Origin of the sequence: Prosthecobacter sp. SYSU 5D2 (genome assembly GCF_039655865.1) — a bacterium.
In the GTDB taxonomy this organism is placed as follows: domain Bacteria; phylum Verrucomicrobiota; class Verrucomicrobiia; order Verrucomicrobiales; family Verrucomicrobiaceae; genus Prosthecobacter.
This window is the reverse complement of the sequence record NZ_JBBYXL010000006.1, coordinates 244,117-263,655: the sequence shown is the minus strand read 5'-3', so window position 1 is coordinate 263,655 and position 19,539 is coordinate 244,117. Positions and strand designations below refer to the sequence as shown.

Here is a 19,539-nt window from a genome sequence, read left to right as displayed (position 1 = left end):
TTGTTTGCGCCCAGGAGTTGCGCGGGAGTTGCACAAAGAAAGACCTTATTCTTCCAGCCGGGCCAGATAGGTCAGGGACCGGTCCTCTCCACGGCGGGCGATGACGATGATCTGGGCGCGTTTTTCCCCCACGTAACCGGTGCTGGTGATGCGCCGCAGATCGTCATCACTGGTCAGGATGCTCTGCATAGCCCGGGCGCGGTCGCCGGTCAGCCCCAGCATGCGGAAGGCCTCCCCGTCGGAGATGCGCTGATCATCCTCCGTCCCCGCGATGCCGTCCGGCCCGTCGCGGCGGCCAATGTAGCTGTCCACATCCGTCTCAGACGCGCCTGCCACGGCGATCAGCGTCTCTTTAAAAGCTGTGCGCAGGTCAATCGTGCCGTCTCCAAAAACGCTGAAATACTCCCGCCAGTCCGGCTTCAGGCGGTCCACCATGCCCATGCCGCGAACTAGCAGCATCTCATCCACATTGATGAACCCCTTTTGGCGCGGCAGCTCAAAGATGCCCTGGCTTTCATAAAAGGCCGTCTCGGCTCCGTTGCTGCGCACTTCATCATCGCGGTCCACCCAGTCGGCCAGGGATTCGCTGGCGATGGTGGCCTCGTCACTGTTCAGCCCCCAGCGAACAAAGAGTTCATACACCGCCTCGCGCAGCCGCTCATCCGTGATGTAGTTGATGGGTATGCGCGCGCCTTCGTAATTGATCACTACATCAAAGCCGCTGTCCGGGGTGAGCTTTTGCTTGAGCACCTTGTCCCCGCGCCGCGCACTCGGGTGCAGACCCACGGCCAGGCCGCTTTCCGCCAGGTGCAGGGCACGAAATTCAGCCGAGGCGAGAATAGCCTCCTCCGCGCTGTACCGGATGTATTCCCCCACGCCCATCACAGTGATGGCCATGAGCATCAATGCCCACACCATGATCATGAGAGCAGAGCCGGAGCGCTTTTTGAAAGGCTGGATCGAAGAATGTTTCATCGTGAGCCCCCTCCTCCCGTAGAACCACCGCCACTGCTTTGACCTCCGCCCGGACCTCCACCTGGGCGTCCGCCACCGCCACCTTGTCCGCCCCCTGGCCCTCCTCCTCCGGTTTGGCCTCCACCACCGGGACGTCCACTGCCACCATTCTGACCACCGCCACCAGGCCTGCCACCACCGCCTTGATCTCCCCGGCCTCCGCCTTGATTGCCTCCCGTTTGACCGCCCTGGCTGGAGCTTCCTGAACTGCTCCCGCTGCTGCTGGAAGTACTGCCACCAGTGCCTGCGATGATATGGATAGTTGGAACACTATAGACCATCCGCATCGGTGTGCTCCGGTCGCGCATTTGAAGCTGGATTTCGATGAGGTCCGGCCAGTCACTGTCATCCCATTCCTCCAGCCAGGTTTCATCGTCTTCTTTGTAAAAGCGCCACTTGAGCTGCACCACGTCCGGCAGCAGCGGCATCCAGTAGCGTCCCTGTTCGTCGGGGGCGCTCAGGCCGGTGGTCTCCTGGCGCAGGGCCATGCCGCTGTCATCCGTTTGGGGAATCAGATCTTCACGGGAAAGGCTGAGGTATTGCAGCAGCAGGCCGTTGGCGTCCGTGGCTCCGTTGGGGTCCGGGCGCAGGCCGAGAATCGTGTCCTCATACGAGATCGGGCTGAGGCCAAAACTGAAGCAGTGCGTGGAGCCGCTGATGGTCAGCTCCTGTCCGGAGGAAAGGGGATTGTTCGGATCCAGCGCGGTGAGCGTCAGCGTGGCCGTACTGGGCAGGGTGGTGAAGGCCTTCCGGCTCAGGTCCAGGAAGCGGTTGATGGCATCGTTTTCCCGCTGCAACTGCTCGATCTGTGCCGCTGCGCGCACACTGCCCTGGATGATGGCAAACAGCGTGCCCATAATCATCCCCAGAATGGTCAGCGCGATGACGACCTCCATCAGGGAGAAGCCCGCCGGCCTCCGCCCTCTGGACGTTGACGGTTTATCGGGTGGCGGGTTTATAAACATACACGTCCACGCTTTCCTCCTGTTGCTCGCTTCCTGCCACAAAGGTGGCCACGACTTTGAGGTTATAAAGGTCGCTTAGCACCTCCCCGCGCGTGGTGGTCAGCGCCACCCGCTCGATGCTGCTCGTGTAGGTCACCCCCGTCGCCACATCCACATAGTTGGTGGACATATCGCTCAGAGGCTTCCGCCGCACTTCTTCCAAAAACGATCGCAGGCCAATGCGCACCCGCTGGTCCTTGTTCAGGATGTTGGCCACCTCCATGGAGGTATTCAGCGTCTGCGCCAGCCCCAGAACCCCAATGGCAAACATGGAGAGCGCAATGATCAGCTCCAGCAGGATGTAACCCCCACTCGAGCTTCCAAGCATGCTCCGGTGGATCTTCATCGCAGTTCAATGACCTCCCGGGTGATGTCAGCCGTCAGTGCGCCGAATTCCACATCAAACACAGCGCTAGGTCGCTCCAGGTGCAGCTTCAGCGGCTGGCAGATCCCGCTAGGCTGAAAGACCCACAGCTTCACCACCTCGCCCTCGATGAACGTCTCCTCCATGTCATGCCAGTACTTGATGGAATACTGCGCATCCTGCGGCAGTTGGTAATGTTCCTCCCAGTTGTCATTCAACGGCGGACCCTCTGGGGCCAGCGCCAGGTCCGTTTGGGAAACTTTGTCCGACCCACCGTCCAAGTCGGACCCATCATCGTCGGCATTCGGATTCAGCCGGTAAACCCCGCTCTCCCCTTCCTGAAGGAAAGTCGTCAGCTCCGCCAGTTGTAGATACGGGCTGAAGTACCGTGAAGCCATGAATCCCCCGGGATAAAAAGCCACCTGGTAGGGCCGCTTCTCCCGCATCGCCCGGATGCGTGCTTCCTTCGCCAGACGCACCAGTTCAATGATCGGCTCCCGCGCCAGCTGCTCCTCCCGCAGCCCCTTAAACATCGGAACCGCCCCGGCCGCAATGATAATGATGATCGTCAGGGAAACGACGATCTCGACGAGGGTGAAACCCCGGCGGTGAGAGAATGCCGAATTCCGAATGACGAATGCCGAATGATCACGCGTGCGGACACGAATGCCGAATGAAGAAGAACCGGAAAACTCCGATACTCCGTTCACTTTCTTCATTCTGGATTCGTCATCCGTCATTTGGCACTCGTCACTCGTCACTCGTCACTCGTCATTTCCAACCCCAGACATCATCTTCGGTTCCATCTTTTCCGTCAGGTCCGGAGGACCACAGGTCAAAAGGCCTATCAGTTCTCACTGCAGGATGGCGGTATAGATAAGGATTGCCCCACGGATCCCGGAGGGCCGCGGCTTCAGCCAATTTCTTTTGAGACCGGGCGTTGGCGGGTGGTTGAACAAGAGCGGCCAGCCCTTCCTCAGTGGTAGGCAGGGTGCGATTCAGCGTTTTATACTGAGTTAGGGCCACAGCGATCGTGTTCATCTGGGCCTCGGCCGCTGAGGCTTCGGCCGCTCCTTCAGGAGGCGGGCCAATGGGCCTTATAAGCACCACCACAATCAGGAAAAGAATGGCTAGCCAAAGAAAGACCCGAATCAATCTGTTGGTGCGGTTGACGCCTCGCTTGTCGGGATTGGATGATTCTTCAGTCACATAGCCTGAAGAAGTCTGAATGCCGAATGACGATGAACCAGACTCATCCGGCTCACCGTTCACTTCCTCCTTTCTGGATTCGTCATTCGTCATTCGTCATTTCAAGGAGTCACTTCACCACATTCTTCCAGTTCCCCACATCATCCTCGGTGCCGTCCGCGCCGTCTTTGCCGATGGACCAGACGTCATAGGACTTCTTGGATTTCTGCGCCGGGTAGCGGTACTTGTATTCCTGGCCCCAAGGATCCTTCGGCACTTCTTCCATGAGAGCGGTCCACTTCTCCGGCAGCGGCTCGGTGGTGGGGCGCTCCACCAGCGCCTTCAGGCCCTGGTCTGTGGTCGGCGGGCGCATGTTGCGGGCTTCATAGAGCTGAATCTGCGTCATGATGTTTTGCAGGTCCCCGTCCACCCGAGTTTCCTTGGCCACATCCACGTTGCCTTTCAGCATGTAGATGGAGCCGGCGGCCAGGATGGAGATGATCGTCAGCACGATGACGATTTCAATGAGGGTGAAGGCGTGGCGCGGTGCGCGCTGGAGGCGGCTTGGGATGTTCATGATGAGAGTGGAGAAGTTGCAGATTATCAGAAACTGAGACGGGAGTGGAGGCGAAATTGTTGACTTCTTGACCTTTGACCGGCCGTGGTCCTTTACACACGGCTCTTGATGCCATTGACCGACTGAAACACAGCCGAGATGATGGAGTAGGCCACCACCCCCACGATCACGGCCATGAAAAGGATGATGATGGGGGAAATGAGCGCCGTCATGCGTTTGATGCGCTTGTCCAGCTCCTTGTCATAACGCGTGGCGCATTTTTCCAGAGACTTGCCCAGCATCCCCGTCTGCTCCCCCACGGCAATCATATCAATGAGCATCATGGGGAAGTGCGACACCTTTTTCAATGAGCTGGAAAGTGACCCGCCCTCCGCCACCATTCCGGTGACCTTGGCCAGGAGGGACTGGATAAAAACGTTCGCCGAGATCTTTGACACCAGCCGGATGCTGTTCATCAGCGGCACGCCATTCCCCACCAGGCTGCCCATGGAGTGGGCAAACTGCGCGTAAAATCGCGTGGCGATGATGGGGCCAAACAGAGGCGTCTTCAGCTTCGTCTCATGCCACCACATCAGCCCCTTCGGCGTGGCGACGTAGGCTTTGAAGGACAGCGAAACGATCGTAATGACCGTCAGAATCACCCACCACCATTGCGCCAGGAAGCTGTTAAAGCTGATCAGCATCTGCGTGGCGAAGGGCAATTTCTGCCCGCTCTTGGCCAGCAGGTCCGTGATCTGCGGCACCATCACCGTCATGAAGACGACCATCAGCACCGCACAGGCACCGATGAGGAAGGCCGGATAAATCATGGCCGAAGTCACCTTCGACTGCAGTTCCGCCATCACCACCAGGTTCTGCCCCAGCCGCCGCAAGATCTCGGGCAAGGAGCCGCTCACCTCACCAGCGGCCACCAGGTTGCAATACAGCTCGTCAAAGCTGGGCGAGGCCTTCTTCAGCGCCTTGGAAACCGTGGACCCCTCGCGCAACTGGTCCCGCATGATGGTGGAGACGCGACGCAGACCCACATCCTCCTGCCGCTCCGCGATGACCTTCAGCGCCTGGTCAATCTGCAAACCGCCGTCCAGCATGTCCGCCAGTTCCTCCGTGAAAAGGATGATCTGTGCCCGCCGCAGCGGTACTGGCTGATTGTCCAAGGCTGCTTTGGCCGTGGTCTCCGCCGCTGATTTGGCGGATTTGGCCTCCTCCGCCACCTTCACCGGCGTCAGCGCCTGCGCCTCCAGCTTGCGGAAAGCCTCCGCTTTTGACCCGACAGCCAGGCTGCCGGTGACCGTCTGACCGGCGGGATTGAGAGCAGTGTAGGAAAAGGAGGGCATGCTAGCGGGAGCAAAAAACAGACGGCGGCTTTAGCTGGCAATCCAAACGGCATGGACCCTCGTCATCTCGCTGGAAATACGAAGGGAAGGTCAGGAATCGGCCAAAACTCAGCAGCATCAACCCCCGTCACGGCAGGAAGTTCCAGGAAAAACGCTGTGGAGGCAATGATATTCTTGTGTCGCAGCAGCATCCCGGATTGTGCATGCTGGTCCGGCTGAGCATTGACGGTGATTTTGTGGCGATGTCAGGCGGTTTTGCAGTCATGGCGGCCGTGGCCGCGTGGCCTGCTGCTTTTGAAAGCACCGTCCGCAAATGAATCCGTTTCGACTAATACAAAAAAACGCCGGGGACTTTCATCCCCGGCGTTTTGAGCATAGCCTGTCAGGCCGCTTAAATGTACTCGTTCACTAAATTTTCCAGCATCTCCTGACGGCCGCTGCTGATCAGAGGCTCGCCGTTTTCCAGCGTATAGGCTTCCAGTTCGGCGAAGCTTGTCGTGCCCGCCTCGATCTTGGCGCCGATGCCCTGGTCAAAGGTGCTGTAGCGCGCCTTTCTAAAACCTTCCAGACGGCCGTCCTCAATGATTGCCGAGGCGATTTTGAGCCCGCGTGCAAAGGCATCCATGCCGCCGATGTGCGCATGAAACAGGTCCACCGGCTCAAAGGATTCACGCCGCACCTTCGCGTCAAAGTTCAGGCCGCCAGTGGTGAAACCGCCGCTCTTCAAGATCACCAGCATCATCTGCGTGGTCAGATAAATGTCCGTCGGGAACTGGTCCGTATCCCAGCCGATCAGCTCATCCCCGGTATTCGCATCCACAGAGCCCAGCGCTCCAGCGGCCACGGCCACCTCCATTTCATGCCACATGCTATGACCGGCCAGCGTCGCGTGGTTGGTCTCCAGGTTCAGTTTAAAATGCTCCATCAGTCCATGCTCGCGCAGGAAGTTCAGGCAGGCCGCCGCATCGCTGTCATATTGGTGGGTGGATGGCTCACGCGGCTTCGGCTCGATATAAAACGGCCCGGTAAATCCGATCTCCTTCTTGTAATCCACCGCCATGTGCAGGAAGCGCGCCAGATGGTCCAGCTCCCGTTTCATGTCCGTATTCCACAGTGAGGCATAACCCTCGCGGCCGCCCCAGAAGGTATAGCCCTCGCCGCCCAGACGGTGGGTCACTTCGAGAGCCTTCTTCACCTGGGCCGCCGCATACGCATACACGCTCGCATTCGGGCTCGTCGCCGCGCCCTGGTTATATCGTGGATGGGCGAACAGGCAGGCGGTGCCCCACAGCAGCTTCTTGCCCGTCTCCTTTTGTGCCTTCTCCAGCTCATCCGCCACCGCATCCAGGTTGGCATTGCTTTCAGCCAACGTTTCCCCCTCGGGGGCCACATCGCGGTCATGGAAGCAGTAGTAGTCCACCCCAAGCTTGTCCATGAATTCAAAGCAGGCCCACACCCGGCGCTGCGCATTCGCCACCGAGTTCGTCCCATCATCCCAGGGCCGCTGCGCCGTGCCCGCACCAAACGGGTCCGCCAGCGTATTCCTCATTGCATGCCAGTAGGCCACGCCAAAGCGGAAATGATCCCGCATCTTCTTGCCGGCGACCACCTCGTCAGCGTTGTAATGTTTAAAGGACAGCGGGTTCCTGGATTTGGGTCCTTCGTATTGGATTTTCTGGATGTCGGGAAAGGCTTCGCTCATGATAGGAGCGCCATTGGAGACCTTTGCCTCGAAGGCGTCAAGCTTCAAAGAAAGAATGGTCCGGAACGCTTCTTGTCAAAAGCGGCCCGGTGGGACCCAACCAAAATCCCACCGGGCCTTAATTGACCGGGCTGTCCCCAACCATGAAGTGACAGTCCAGCTCGTTGTGGTGAAGCTTGCGCTTCGAGTATTGTTTAAGCAGCTAGCAGGCCAAGTGTCGGCGCATTTTATCGAAAATTTTAATGCCTGATTTCGTGCAAATCGCGCAAAAAACAGCCTTTCTGACCGGGCTCTAAAGCTCCGCTTTGATCGCAGTCAGGAGGTCCTCATACCTGTCGAAGGGCCGGAACTGGGGGAACTGCGCCTGGATGCTCTCCGGGCTGTGGAATAAGAAACCTTTGTGTGCCTCTCCCAGCATGGTGGTGTCATTGAAGGAATCCCCGGCGGCGATGACGTGGTAGTTCAGGCTTTTGAAGGCGGCCACGGCATGCTGCTTTTGGTTAGACTGGCGCAGCTTGTAATTCACGATCCGTCCTTCCGGGTCCGTTTCCAGGTAGTGGCAGAAAATGGTCGGCCAGGCGAGCTGGCGCATGAGCGGATGGGCGAACTCCTCAAAGGTATCGCTCAGGATGATCACCTGGGTCAGTGACCGCAGTTCATCCAGAAAGTCCTTTGCCCCTTCCATCGGGGAGAGGGTGCCGATGACTTCCTGGATGTCCCCCAGCTTCAGACCATGCTGGTCCAGGATGGCCAGGCGGCCTTTCATCAGTACATCGTAGTCCGGTTCATCCCGGGTGGTGCGGCGCAGCTCGGCGATGCCCGTCTTCTCTGCAAAGGCGATCCAAATCTCCGGCACAAGCACGCCTTCGAGGTCCAGGGTGACGATGGTCTGTTTTTTCATGGAAAGCGCTTCTGTGTCATCACTTGGTCTTCCTGTCCAGCCTGTCAGGCTTGTTGAGCAAATAAAAAAACACATCTTATTCGTCAGTTTGGGCCGAATAAGATATGTTAGACTTATTCACCAAATTGCGTAGGCAAGCCTCAATTCATGGATGCTGCCAGCAACCCCCCTTCAATCCAATGTCTTCTCTTTCTTTCGGCCTGCTGGCCTTGACTGTCGGTATGGTTCTCGCAGGCACAAGCTGCAGCCAGGTTGAGCCTGCTGGCTCCCTGGGCTACATGATGCGTGGCGATACCAATTTGCGCCCCACTCCGACCAACTTTCGCCATGTCCCCCCACGCGATCAGGACCGCACGCCTACACCGATGCAGTGGGGGCTGGATTTTTAATCCCGTCCATATCCTCACACCAGGATGACCTGCGCCTGGGCCAGGTCACGTGTATGGGTAAGGGAAACAAGGCAGCGGGTCACGCCCTGCCTTTCGGCATGCATCCTGGCGCCGCCATGCAGATGGAGAACCGGTTTGCCTGACGGCTCCCGGCTGATCTCGAAGTCCTTCCAGTCCACCCCCTCCGCCCATAGGCCGGTGCCGATGGCCTTGGCGGCGGCTTCTTTGGCGGCGAAGCGGGCGGCATAATGCATGGCCGGATCTGCACAGCCATCGCAGTAGGCGATCTCTCCAGCCGTATAAGTCTTCTCTTTGAAACGCTGGCCATGCTTGGTGAGCAGGTCGCGTATACGGCCTACTTCCACCAGGTCTATACCGAGGCCGATGGGGTTCATGGCCGGGTATAGGTATCCATGACGGCCCGGAACTCGGCGATGGCCTGCCGCATGCCGACAAATACGGACCGGGCGACGATGCTATGGCCGATGTTCAGCTCTGCCAAATGCGGTACAATAAAAAGCTCCGGCAGATTGGCGACGGTCAGGCCGTGGCCGGCATTGATCTGGAGGCCGAGGCTGTGGCCAAGCTCGGCGGCGGCTTTCAGCCGTGCGGCTTCCTGGGTGCGTTTTTTCCCCTGCTCATTGGCAAAGGTGCCGGTATGCAGTTCCACCATGCTGGCTCCGATTTCAGCGGAGGCGCGGATCTGGTCGAGGTCAGGATCAATGAACATGCTCACACGGGTGCCATTGGCCTCAAGCTGGCTGACGCTGGCCCTTAGCAACTCCTTCTGGCCCACGACATCCAGCCCGCCCTCAGTGGTGACCTCCTCGCGGTTCTCCGGGACCATGCAGACAAAGTCCGGCTTCACCTCCAGGGCGATGGCCAGGATCTCCGGCGTATTGCCCATCTCCAGGTTCATCTTGGTGCCGATTTTCTTGCGCAGCAGATACACGTCCTCATCCACAATGTGACGCCGGTCCGCCCGCAGGTGAATGGTGATAGACTGCGCCCCCGCCGCCTCCGCCTCCAAGGCAGCCTGCAGGATAGAAGGCTCCACATTGTGCGCCCCCAGCATCGTGCGGTAGCGGGCCTGGCGGAGTGTTGCGACGTGGTCAATGTTGACGCCGAGAAGGAGTTGGGAGCGCATCAATGAAAGATTGTTTGGGCCTGGTAAATCTCAATGCAGGAAGTGGCGGTAGCCGGTGAAGACCATGGCCATTTTGCGCTCATCGGCAGCGGCGATGACTTCTTCGTCGCGCATGGAGCCGCCGGGCTGGATGGCGGCGGTGGCACCGGCTTCGGAGCAGGCGATGAGACCGTCGGCGAAAGGGAACATGGCATCGCTGGCGACGACGCTGCCGGTCAGGGAAAGTCCGGCCTCTTTGGCCTTCCAGATGGCGATGCGGCAGGAGTCCACGCGGCTCATCTGGCCGGCACCGATGCCGAGGGTACGGTCATGGGTGGCGAAGACGATGGCGTTGGACTTGACATGCTTGACCACGCGCCAGGCAAAGCGCATGGCCTCCAGCTCCTCGCGGGTGGGCGGGCGCTGGGTTTTGACTTTGTTTTCCAAGTCTTCCAGACCCAGCGCACGCGGATCGCTGTCCATGACGAGGACGCCGCCGGGGGCGCTGCGGATGATGGGGTCGCTGAAGGTCTTGGTGACTTCCGGCAGCATCTGGATGAGGCGGAGGTTCTTTTTCTTTTGAAGCAGGGCGCGGGCATCCGCATCAAAGTCCGGGGCGATGATGATGTCAGTGAAGATCTCCGAGATGATGCGGGCCAGGCCGACGGTCATGCTGCGGTTGATGACGATAACGCCGCCAAAGGGGGCCTGCTTGTCGGTTTCAAACGCCTTCGCCCAGGCCTCGCGCAGGTCCTCGTCCGCGCAGCCGATGCCGCAGGGGTTGGTGTGCTTGAGGATGGCGACGGTGGGGCGGCGAAATTCGTGGATGAGGGCGGCTGCTCCGTGGATGTCCAGGATGTTGGTGTAGCTCAGCTCCTTGCCGTGCAGTTTCACAAAGTAGTCGCTGAAGTTGCCATAAAGGGCGGACTTCTGGTGCGGGTTGTCGCCGTAGCGCAGTTCGCTGTGCAGAGGCAGGCTCAGGGAGAAAGTTTTTTGGGTGACCTGCTCCTTATTAAGGAAGCTGGCGATGGCGGCATCGTAGCTGGAGGTGCGCTGGAAGACTTTACAGGCCAGGCGCTCACGGGTGGCGAGGGTGGTCTCGCCCTTGTGCTCCTTCAGCTCTTCCAGGACGATGGGGTAGTCTGCCGGGTCAGAGATGACGGTTACCCAGCGGTGATTTTTGGCCGCGCTGCGCAGCATGGACGGGCCGCCGATGTCAATGTTTTCAATGGCCTCTTCCAGGGTTACATCCTTCTTCTCGATGGTCTGCTCAAAGGGATAAAGATTGATGGCCACCAGATCAATGACCGGGATGTTGTGCTTGGCGGCGTTCCTTTTGTCTTCGTCATTGTCCCGGCGCTGAAGCAGGCCGCCGTGGACTTTGGGGTGCAGGGTCTTCACGCGGCCATCGAACATCTCCGGGAAACCGGTGTGTTCGGAGACATCAATGACGGTCAATCCGGCGTCCTTGAGGTGCTTTGCCGTGCCGCCTGTGGACAGGATTTCGATGCCGAGCTCAGCCAGACCTTTGGCAAAGTCGAGAAGACCGGTTTTATCGGAGACAGAAAGAAGAGCGCGGGCGATGGGCATGTGTTCGGAGTGTGATTCGGGAAAGGGGGAGTAAAGGGCGAAAGTGGCTGGCGGCAATGACGAATGTTGAGGCTGCGTGATGACCGGGCGACCTGTGGGTGCCGAGGCAGATCAAGCCCAAGCTATGGTTCTTGCGCCTCAACCCACCGCTTCCACAATGATTTTCGGCCCCTGGATCTCCCGGATACGGACGTTGCTTCCGCTTTGCAGGTAGCCGCCTTCCACCATGGCTTCCACGCGGCGCTCGCCAAACTGAACGGTGCCGTAGGGCCGCAGGGCGCTGCAGGCCTGGCCTTCATCGCCCACCTGCAGTGTTACAGTTGGCGGCATCATCGCATCACCACCATCAATGGAAGTGGCCAGAACCAGCCTTTGAAAAGGCCCGGTCTGCGGGAGAAAACGGAACACGGCCAGAATCAGCACCCCGGCCCCCAGGATGCCGATGGCAAAATTGCGCAGGCCTGTTGCATAGACGTTAAGATCAAACCGGCCGCCCTCACCTGGCTCAGCAGGAACGCCGGGGACAACGGGGGCCACTGGCATCTCCCAGCCTGACATGGTGTACACGAGCGCCACCATCACCAGGACAAAACCCAGGATTCCCGGCACCAGGAGGCCGGGGAAGATGGCCAGCTCCACAATGATCAGCGCAATGCCAATCACAAACATGGCCGCCACGGTGGCGAATGCCTCCTGGCCGACCAGGCTGCCCGCGACATAGTGGCCAAAGAAAAACAGGCCAAAGGCGGCGATGGAGACAAAACCGGGAATGCCAAAGCCGGGAGCCTGCATTTCCAGATAGCCTCCGGCCACACCGATTAGGATGAGCAGGGCGGCGTACTTTGTCACCCAAATGGCGATGTTTTCAAAACCTGTGGGTTCCGCAATCACCGTCTCGCCCTTCAGGCCTTCAGCCTTCTTGATGTCATCCAGCGAATCCACGATGCCCTTGGCAAAGACAGGCTTGCCATTGTCCAGCTTCAGGATGGCCTGCTCGGCATCCAGGGTCAGGATGGAGTCCTTGTCGTCCAGCACCAGGTCACCAATTTTCAGCTCCCGGCTCATGTCAATCATCGCCTCAATCACGCGCGGGTCGTGCCCCTTGCGCTTGGCCACGGCGCGGGCCATGCCCATGGTGGCGGAGTTCATCTTGGCACGCTCCGCATCGCCCATTTCCTGTCCGCCTCCATAGACGGGTGAGGCCGCACCGGCAGTGCCGGCAGGTGCCATGTAAATGCCGTCTGTCGCCACCGCAATCATCGCCCCGGCGGACAGTGCCCGTTTGTTGACAAAGGCATAGCTGCGAGGCTTCAGCTTCTGCAGGTCATTCATCATCAGATCTACCGTGTCCCAAAGCAGGCCCCCGGGAGTGTCCAGTTCAAAAATCACCGCCTCTGCGCCTTCGTCCGTGCAGCGCTCCAGCGTCCGTGACATGAATTCAAAACGCGCTCGGGCGATCAGATCCTCTTCCCCCACTGGAATGACCACCACCTTGCCTTTATAGCTTGTTTCCTGCGCTCGAACCTCCGGGACAGACACAGCCATCAGCATCGTCAGGCAGACCAGAAAAGGCATTAAAAAGGCGGACTTCATGTCCTCAGCATACGTGCCCGCAGCAAGTGTGGCAATCGCAGAGGTAAAATCCTCGCCGGGGTTATGGCTGGCCCTCTTTGATCTCTGCCAGCACCTCGTCAAAACGCTCTGCCATCCGCGCCGCGCTGAATTCGTTTCTCACCCCGGCCAGGCCTTTGTTCGTGATCTGCTCCCGCTGGTGGTCATCCAGCAGCAGTGTCTCCAGCGCATCCGCCAGGGCGCTCACATCGTCAGGCGGGCACAGGACACCACCGCCGGAGGCCGCGATGAGTTCCGGGAAGGCGCCATGATCTGGCTGCACCACCGGCACGCCACTGGCCATGGCTTCCAGCACATACAGGCCAAAGGCCTCGCCATAGGTCGCAGGCACGGAGAGCACGGTCAGGTTGCGGAAGAACTTGACTTTATCTGTAAAGTTCAAGTTCGGATGCCACTCCACGCGCTGGGCACAGCCTGCGTCTTTGAGCTTTTTTTGCAGGCCTTCCACATACTTTTCATCGGCAGCCGTCTTGGCTCCGCCGATCTTCAGCTTCACCCGGGGCACCGTGCCGCGTTTGGAGAGGGCAATGAACGCATCCACCAGCGTGGTCAGTCCCTTGCCATGGATCATCCTGGCGAAGTAGCCGATGACCGGCCAGTTTGGGTCAGGCTCTGCAACGCCGAAGGAATTGGCATCCAGACCATTGAAAATCACCGCCATTTTGTCTTCGCCTACCCCCAGCTTTTCCTGCATCACCCGCGCATAAAACCGGCTTGGGGCCACGAATTTTGATACATGCTGCGCGTTAGCCCGCATCGCCGCCCAGGACTGCTCGCGGTAAGGATCAATGAGCGTATCCAGAAACGAATCCTCCCCCTGGAGCGAGACCACCACGGGAATGCCCAGGTCCCGCTCGATCACCGGGCACAGGCCGATGAGCAGGCTGTTGGACAGGGACACGACATCCGGTTTGCCTTCTGTACGGATCCATTCGATCAGCCGCTGCCACTCCGGCCACTGGCGGCCTGCTTCTCCCTGCAGTGCGCCCAGGGCCATTTCCCCCAGATCCCGCGCACTGGTCATGCCCATGAACCGGGCGGCAAAGCGCAGCCTCTCCGGTTTGTCCAGCCACCGGTGGATGAAGCGCGGCAGGTGCCGGAACCACGGAAATTTCTGCTGCAAATACAACGATATGCCGCCCACCCGGATGCCGATTTCCGGGTTGGAAACCTCCCGGTCCGTCACCAGCGGCAGATAAAGCGGTGCCATGATGGCATCGTGGCCTCGGGAGCGCAGGGCTTTGATGAGCGCATGGTCCCGCAGGCAGCTTCCGCAGTGAAAGTTGCCAGTTCCGGGGGTGAGATGGAGAATGCGCATAGGGTCAGGACAAAGAGGGGCGCGATGTTTAACGCATGGGATACGCATCGGCAAGGCCCATGGAATCATTCCTCTGAAATCAGGCCACGCGCACATATCGCCTTCCAGGCAGCGCACGGATTAGCCGTTTCATTTCCAGCCGCATCAGGTTCACATTCACCGTGCCTGCCGCCAGGCCGGAGCGTGAGGTCAGCTCGTCAATATGGACCTCCTCCGTCGTCATGGCATCAAAGAGGATCTGCTCATCCAGGGTCAGATTGGCCGCAGGCGGGAGAGCTTCCACCTTTGGGGGCATCGGCGCGGTGGGGAAGAGGGCCATCAGGTCATCCAGGATGTCCGCCCCATCCATCACCAGCTTGGCTCCTTGCTGGATCAGCCTGTTACAACCGGTGGAGGTGGGTTTGTCAATGGGCCCTGGCACCGCATATACTGTCCGGCCTTGCTCAGTTGCCTGCTGGGCCGTGATCAGAGATCCGCTCTTGATGGGCGCTTCGACGACCAGAAGACCGCTGCACCATCCCGCCACGATGCGGTTCCGGTACGGAAAAGTCTGCCGGTCAGCCATCCGGTCCACCGGGTATTCGCTGATGACCGCCCCGTTCTGGGCAATGCGCTCCGCCAGGGCCAGGTTTTCCGGCGGGTAGAGCTTGCCCATGCCGGAGCCAATCACCGCCACCGTCCGGCCTTTTGCAGCCAGGGCAGCCTCATGCGCAGCGGTGTCAATCCCCCGGGCCAGGCCGCTGACGACAGTGTAGCCCGCATAAGAAATCTGGTAGCTCAGCTTCTTGGTGGCATTCATGCCGTAGAGGGTGGCATGGCGGCTGCCCACCACGCCGATGGCCTGGTGATCCCGCTTCTGGAGCTGGCCCCACACGTAGAGCAGGACTGGCGCGTCATAGATCTGCTTCAGCAGCGGCGGGAACAGCTCATCCTCCTGCGTCAGCAGCGTCAGGCCCCGGTCACGGACTTTTTTCAACTCCACTTCCACCTGACCTCGAGCGTCCCAGGCCGCGATGGCCTCCGCCTGGGCCATGGCAATGCTTTCTACCCGGGCCAGTTCCGTTGCCTTGGCCGTCAGCACCCGCTCCGGGGAGCCAAAGGCCTGAAGAAGCCGCCTGATGCGCACCGGCCCCACTTGCGGGATGAGGTTCAGGGCCAGGTAAGCTTCGGTTCTTGTCATCCGATCACCGTTGCGAAATTGCGCCTCCGCACAAGCAGAACGGATTGTCCGCCTGATTACAGATACAAGGTGGTTCCGGGAGCCAGAGCCTGGCGTTTGGGGATCTTGGAACGGCGTTCGGGCCGCAGCCAGTTGCTGGAGCCGGGTATACTGGCAGGCTCAGCGGGGGCGGGGACGGTGACCGGCTGCTCATAAGGAGCCAGCGCCGCATTGCCCACAATCTTTACCGGCGTACCATGCGGCGTGGCATTGTAAAAATGGGCCGCCATGTCCGTGGGCAGGCGGATGCAGCCATGGGAGGCCGGGTAGCCAGGCAAGTAGCCTTCATGCATGCCGATCGCCCCGACCACACGCATAAAATAATTCATTTTGGCTCCGAGAAAGCGCGTCCCAGGCGGGCGCGGATCCTTCCTCACATCCACATCGGAGACCACCACATTGCCTGCATCATCCACATAATCCCCGTACAGAGATGAACGGTGGTAGCGGGATTTCTGGGAAATCCTGAAACTGCCAGTAACGGTTGAATGACTTTCCCGTCCAGAGGATATCGGGGAGACCCCGACCAGCTTTTCTCCCTTATAATAACGGATGCGCTGGGCGCTGAGGTCAATCACCAGCCGCGGGCTGCCGGATACCTGGTCGCCGATCCAAAAGGCGTCGCTTTTGCGTTCAGGCTGCGCGGCAGACTCTTCGTTCGACGTGGAACTGCAACTGCTCAGTGCAGTTCCAAGACAGACGACGAAGAGGAATGAACGGAAGAGGGAGTTCGCGAGAGTCATGGATCAATTCTCGTCCATCAAATAACGCCGGGGTCAAAATGTCGAGACATGACTTAATCGGCTGGCTCGCCAGGATTGGATGGCTGCTTCCAGATCAAATTTTCCCAATTCATGATCAAATGATCTTGGTTCTTTAAGCAAAAAAGCTCATGCTCGGCCCGTTCTAACCCCATGTTCTCTTCCCGACGCTCCTTTCTCCAGACCACGGGCTGTGGTTTCGGATACCTCGCAGCGTCTGCGCTCGCGCAGAAGCAGGCCTGGGCTGCAGGCAGTCCCCTCCCAGGTCCGCAGCCTCATCATGCACCGCGCGCCAAGCGGGTCATTTTCCTGTTCATGCAGGGCGGCGTCAGTCATGTGGACTCGTTTGATTACAAACCGCGCCTGTTAAAGGACGACGAGAAGATCATTGATATCGCCGATCCGCGCACGGTCGCCAAGACCGGCAAAGGCTCCCCTCAGAGGATCAAAAAGCCATTGTGGGACTTCGCCCAGCATGGTGAAACCGGGCGCTGGGCCTCCAATTTGTTTCCGAACATCAACAAGCACGTGGATGACCTCTGCTTCCTCCACGGTATGCATACGGAGGGGGTGGCCCATGGCCCTGCCACCCTCTTTCTGCACACCGGAACCACCAGCTTCATTCGCCCCAGCATGGGTGCCTGGGTGATGTATGGCCTGGGTTCGGAGAATGAAAATCTGCCCGGTTTTGTCACCATCAGCCCCAGCCTGGGCAATGGCGGCCCCCGCAATTACGGCAATGCCTTTCTGCCTGCCCTTTATCAAGGCACCCCGCTGGGCCGCAGCGGCCTGCCGAGCAAGGAGGCCACCATCAAAAACATCGTCAACAGCACTTGGACGCCCGAGCAGCAGCGGCGGCAGTATGAATTGCTAGGCGCGCTGAACTCGCAGCAACTCCGGCCCGGGGACAATGAGATCGAAGCCGTCATCCAGAGTTATGAACTCGCCTGGCGCATGCAAAACAAGGCTCCGGACGCCCTGGATCTCGCGCAGGAATCGGAGTCCACCCTCCAGCTATACGGCATCGGTGACAAGACCACGGACAACTTCGGCCGCCAGTGCCTCATGGCCCGCCGCATGGCCGAACAGGGCGTGCGTTACATCCAGGTCAACTACGGGGACAACTCCAACAATCCCGCCTGGGACCAGCACAGCAACCTGCCCAAACATGGCGATCACGCGGCTGCCGTGGACAAGCCCATAGCCGGCTTGCTGACCGACCTGAAACAGCGTGGCCTTTTGGAAGACACCATCGTCTGGTGGGGAGGCGAATTTGGCCGCACGCCGTATGCAGAAAGAAATGGCACCGGACGTGACCACAATCCACTGGGTTTCACTGTCTGGCTCGCCGGCGGCGGGGTGAAGGCAGGCTTCGCCCACGGGGCCACGGATGACATCGGTTTCATGGCTGTGGATGGCAAAGTCCACATGCATGACCTCCACGCGACCATTCTCCATATGCTCGGGCTGGATCACGAAAAACTGACTTACCGTTATGCCGGCCGCGACTTCCGCCTCACCGATGTGCACGGGCATGTGGTGAAGGAGATCCTTGCTTGATTAGCGAAGACCGCTCCCGCACTTGCCAGCCTTCTTGCCTTCGGGATACTGGCCCTTGATGAACACACGTTACGATGTTGCAGGACTCTCCGTCGTTGTCATGGGCGGCACCACCGGGCTCGGTCTCTCGGCTGCACAGGCGCTCATTGCCAATGGCGCGCGCGTAGTCGTGACCAGCCGCAGCGAGGCCAATGTCCGCGCCGCACTAGATTTGCTCGGGCCGAAGGCGCGCGGATTTGCCGCAGATGCCAGCCAGCCTCAGGCGGCTGACCGGGCCGTGGCGCTGGCGGTGGAATCTTTTGGCCGGCTGGATGCCCTTTACCATGTGGCTGGCGGCAGCGGTCGCTCGCGAGGGGACGGGCCACTTCACGAGATCACCGATGAAGGGTTGCAATACACCCTCAATTTAAACCTTGCCTCCCTGATCGCCTCCAACCGCGCCGCCGTGCGCCAGTTTCTTCAACAGGGAGGTGGCGGCTGCCTTTTGAACATGGGCAGCGTTCTCGGCTGGTCGCCGTCGCCTCAATACTTCGCCAGTCATGCCTATGCGGCGGCCAAGGCGGGCATCATTGGATTTAGCAAATCCATCGCCAGTTATTATGCACCCCAAAACATCCGTGTGAATGTCATCGCTCCCGCTTTGGTGGAGACACCCATGTCCCAGCGCGCTGTGGGAGATGAGGGCATCGTCCGCTTCATTTCGGCGAAACAGCCGCTGGATGGGGGACGTGTGGGCGCGCCGGAGGATGTGGAAGGCGCCGCGCTCTTCCTGCTTTCGCGGGCTTCCCGCTTCATCACTGGCCAGGTGCTGGCCGTGGATGGCGGCTGGACGGTCTCTGAAGGCAGGGAATGACCGCCTTTGCTTTTTGCCTCTTTATTTTCAAATATGACCCATCTTTCCAGCAACCTCGCCATTGGTATTGACCTTGGCGGAACCAACATCAAAGCGGCCCTCATTGACTGCGGCAGCGGCCAGCTCATCACCAGTCTGTCCCGACCCACCCTGGACGGTGAGTTTGAAGATAAGGTGCCGCGGTTTGCCCTGACAATCCGGGACATCATCGAGGAATTTGAAAGCCGTGCCGGCCAGTCAAACCTGCCCGTCGGCCTGTCTGCTCCCGGGCTCGCAAATCCTGCGGGCCATTGCATTGACTGGATGCCTGGGCGCATGCATGGCCTGGAAAAGCTGGACTGGCCCGCCTTTCTCCAACGGCGCGTCAATGTGCTGAATGATGCCCATGCCGCCCTGCTCGGGGAGGTTTGGACAGGGGCGGCAAAAGGCTGCCAGGATGTCTTTATGATTACCCTCGGCACGGGCGTCGGCGGGGCGGTTTTCAGCGATGGCCGCCTGCTCAAAGGGGCCATTGGCCGCGCCGGGCACTTGGGCCACATCGCCACCGATGTGAATGCGCCAGTGGATCTTTATGGCAACCCTGGCAGTCTGGAGGCAGCGATTGGAAACAATACCATCCAGGCGCGAGGCGAAGGCCGCTACGCCACCACCCACGCCTTGCTGGATGCCGTCTCCGCTGGAAATGCCCACGCTGAAAAAGTGTGGGGGGAATCCGTGCGCTGCCTGGCTGCCGCCATCGGCAGCCTCATTAACGTGCTCGATCCGCAGCTTGTCATTCTGGGTGGTGGAATTGCTACCGGGGCAGGGGACCGCCTGCTGAATCCGCTGGCCACCTATTTGGATATTTATGAATGGCGACCGGGAGGGCACCGGGTGCGCCTGGCCCTGGCCAGCCTGGGGGACGAGGCCGGGGCTGTGGGTGCAGTCCGCAGCTTACTTTGATGGGGGATGGCATTCCTTACCTGCATCTCTGTTTGACCCATTCTCACCGCTCGCCAACCCTTCTG

20 protein-coding genes are annotated in these 19,539 nt (G+C 59.6%); 4 read left to right on the top strand and 16 right to left on the bottom strand.

The window, feature by feature from the left end:
* Positions 1-45: 45 nt before the first annotated feature.
* From WJU23_RS12085 to thrH, 9 genes are all read right to left on the bottom strand, one after another.
* A complete protein-coding gene (locus tag WJU23_RS12085; RefSeq protein ID WP_346332830.1) occupies positions 46-975 on the bottom strand; it encodes a hypothetical protein in 930 nt (309 codons plus the stop codon).
* Positions 972-1,979 carry a prepilin-type N-terminal cleavage/methylation domain-containing protein gene (locus tag WJU23_RS12080; RefSeq protein ID WP_346332829.1) on the bottom strand — a complete coding sequence of 336 codons (1,008 nt, stop codon included), beginning with the start codon at positions 1,977-1,979 and terminating at the stop codon, positions 972-974. The genes WJU23_RS12085 and WJU23_RS12080 overlap by 4 nt, the downstream gene beginning before the upstream one ends.
* Positions 1,954-2,346, bottom strand: coding sequence for a hypothetical protein (locus WJU23_RS12075; RefSeq protein WP_346332828.1), 393 nt, complete (start codon positions 2,344-2,346; stop codon positions 1,954-1,956). Before WJU23_RS12075 ends, WJU23_RS12080 begins: the two co-directional genes overlap by 26 nt.
* A gap of 14 nt (positions 2,347-2,360) precedes the next feature.
* Positions 2,361-3,101, bottom strand: a complete 741-nt coding sequence (locus WJU23_RS12070) for a prepilin-type N-terminal cleavage/methylation domain-containing protein (RefSeq protein WP_346332827.1) — start codon at positions 3,099-3,101, stop codon at positions 2,361-2,363.
* Positions 3,102-3,153: 52 nt separating this feature from the next.
* A complete protein-coding gene (locus WJU23_RS12065) occupies positions 3,154-3,684 on the bottom strand; it encodes a type II secretion system protein GspG (protein ID WP_346332826.1) in 531 nt (176 codons plus the stop codon).
* A 16-nt stretch (positions 3,685-3,700) separates the two neighbouring features.
* Complete coding sequence (gene gspG, locus WJU23_RS12060) at positions 3,701-4,147, bottom strand: type II secretion system major pseudopilin GspG (protein WP_346332825.1); 447 nt, start codon at positions 4,145-4,147, stop codon at positions 3,701-3,703.
* 92 nt (positions 4,148-4,239) lie between these two features.
* Entirely contained in the window at positions 4,240-5,481 is a 1,242-nt protein-coding gene (locus WJU23_RS12055) for a type II secretion system F family protein (RefSeq protein ID WP_346332824.1), read from the bottom strand.
* 391 nt (positions 5,482-5,872) lie between these two features.
* Positions 5,873-7,183 (bottom strand): xylose isomerase, encoded by a 1,311-nt coding sequence (xylA, locus tag WJU23_RS12050; RefSeq protein ID WP_346332823.1) that lies wholly within the window; start codon positions 7,181-7,183, stop codon positions 5,873-5,875.
* A 292-nt stretch (positions 7,184-7,475) separates the two neighbouring features.
* The gene (gene thrH / locus WJU23_RS12045) at positions 7,476-8,084 is read right to left on the bottom strand and encodes a bifunctional phosphoserine phosphatase/homoserine phosphotransferase ThrH (RefSeq protein WP_346332822.1); all 609 of its coding nucleotides are present in this window, start codon (positions 8,082-8,084) and stop codon (positions 7,476-7,478) included.
* Positions 8,085-8,263: 179 nt separating this feature from the next.
* On the opposite strand from thrH, the gene WJU23_RS12040 reads away from it, so the two are divergent.
* The gene (locus WJU23_RS12040; RefSeq protein WP_346332821.1) at positions 8,264-8,473 is read left to right on the top strand and encodes a hypothetical protein; all 210 of its coding nucleotides are present in this window, start codon (positions 8,264-8,266) and stop codon (positions 8,471-8,473) included.
* Between the two features lie 14 nt (positions 8,474-8,487).
* On the opposite strand, the gene acpS is transcribed toward WJU23_RS12040, so the two are convergent.
* The 7 genes from acpS to WJU23_RS12005 all read right to left on the bottom strand — a co-directional run bounded on the left by acpS (position 8,488) and on the right by WJU23_RS12005 (position 16,101).
* The gene (gene acpS, locus WJU23_RS12035; RefSeq protein WP_346332820.1) at positions 8,488-8,868 is read right to left on the bottom strand and encodes a holo-ACP synthase; all 381 of its coding nucleotides are present in this window, start codon (positions 8,866-8,868) and stop codon (positions 8,488-8,490) included.
* Positions 8,865-9,620 carry a pyridoxine 5'-phosphate synthase gene (locus WJU23_RS12030; protein ID WP_346332819.1) on the bottom strand — a complete coding sequence of 252 codons (756 nt, stop codon included), beginning with the start codon at positions 9,618-9,620 and terminating at the stop codon, positions 8,865-8,867. The genes acpS and WJU23_RS12030 overlap by 4 nt, the downstream gene beginning before the upstream one ends.
* Positions 9,621-9,650: 30 nt before the next feature.
* The gene (gene purH / locus WJU23_RS12025) at positions 9,651-11,189 is read right to left on the bottom strand and encodes a bifunctional phosphoribosylaminoimidazolecarboxamide formyltransferase/IMP cyclohydrolase (protein ID WP_346332818.1); all 1,539 of its coding nucleotides are present in this window, start codon (positions 11,187-11,189) and stop codon (positions 9,651-9,653) included.
* A 138-nt stretch (positions 11,190-11,327) separates the two neighbouring features.
* Positions 11,328-12,764, bottom strand: coding sequence for a hypothetical protein (locus WJU23_RS12020; RefSeq protein WP_346332817.1), 1,437 nt, complete (start codon positions 12,762-12,764; stop codon positions 11,328-11,330).
* 79 nt (positions 12,765-12,843) lie between these two features.
* Positions 12,844-14,139, bottom strand: coding sequence for a glycosyltransferase family 4 protein (locus tag WJU23_RS12015; RefSeq protein WP_346332816.1), 1,296 nt, complete (start codon positions 14,137-14,139; stop codon positions 12,844-12,846).
* 79 nt (positions 14,140-14,218) lie between these two features.
* Entirely contained in the window at positions 14,219-15,319 is a 1,101-nt protein-coding gene (dprA, locus tag WJU23_RS12010; protein ID WP_346332815.1) for a DNA-processing protein DprA, read from the bottom strand.
* Between the two features lie 56 nt (positions 15,320-15,375).
* Positions 15,376-16,101: a L,D-transpeptidase family protein gene (locus WJU23_RS12005; RefSeq protein ID WP_346332814.1), complete on the bottom strand. Its 726-nt coding sequence runs from the start codon at positions 16,099-16,101 to the stop codon at positions 15,376-15,378.
* 171 nt (positions 16,102-16,272) lie between these two features.
* Here WJU23_RS12005 and WJU23_RS12000 point away from each other — a divergent pair, with 171 nt between their 5' ends.
* From WJU23_RS12000 to WJU23_RS11990, 3 genes are read left to right on the top strand one after another with little or no spacing between them, the layout of a single operon-like run.
* Complete coding sequence (locus tag WJU23_RS12000) at positions 16,273-17,679, top strand: DUF1501 domain-containing protein (protein WP_346332813.1); 1,407 nt, start codon at positions 16,273-16,275, stop codon at positions 17,677-17,679.
* A gap of 58 nt (positions 17,680-17,737) precedes the next feature.
* Positions 17,738-18,532, top strand: a complete 795-nt coding sequence (locus WJU23_RS11995; RefSeq protein ID WP_346332812.1) for an SDR family oxidoreductase — start codon at positions 17,738-17,740, stop codon at positions 18,530-18,532.
* Between the two features lie 33 nt (positions 18,533-18,565).
* A complete protein-coding gene (locus WJU23_RS11990; RefSeq protein ID WP_346332811.1) occupies positions 18,566-19,474 on the top strand; it encodes an ROK family protein in 909 nt (302 codons plus the stop codon).
* Positions 19,475-19,539: the final 65 nt, after the last annotated feature.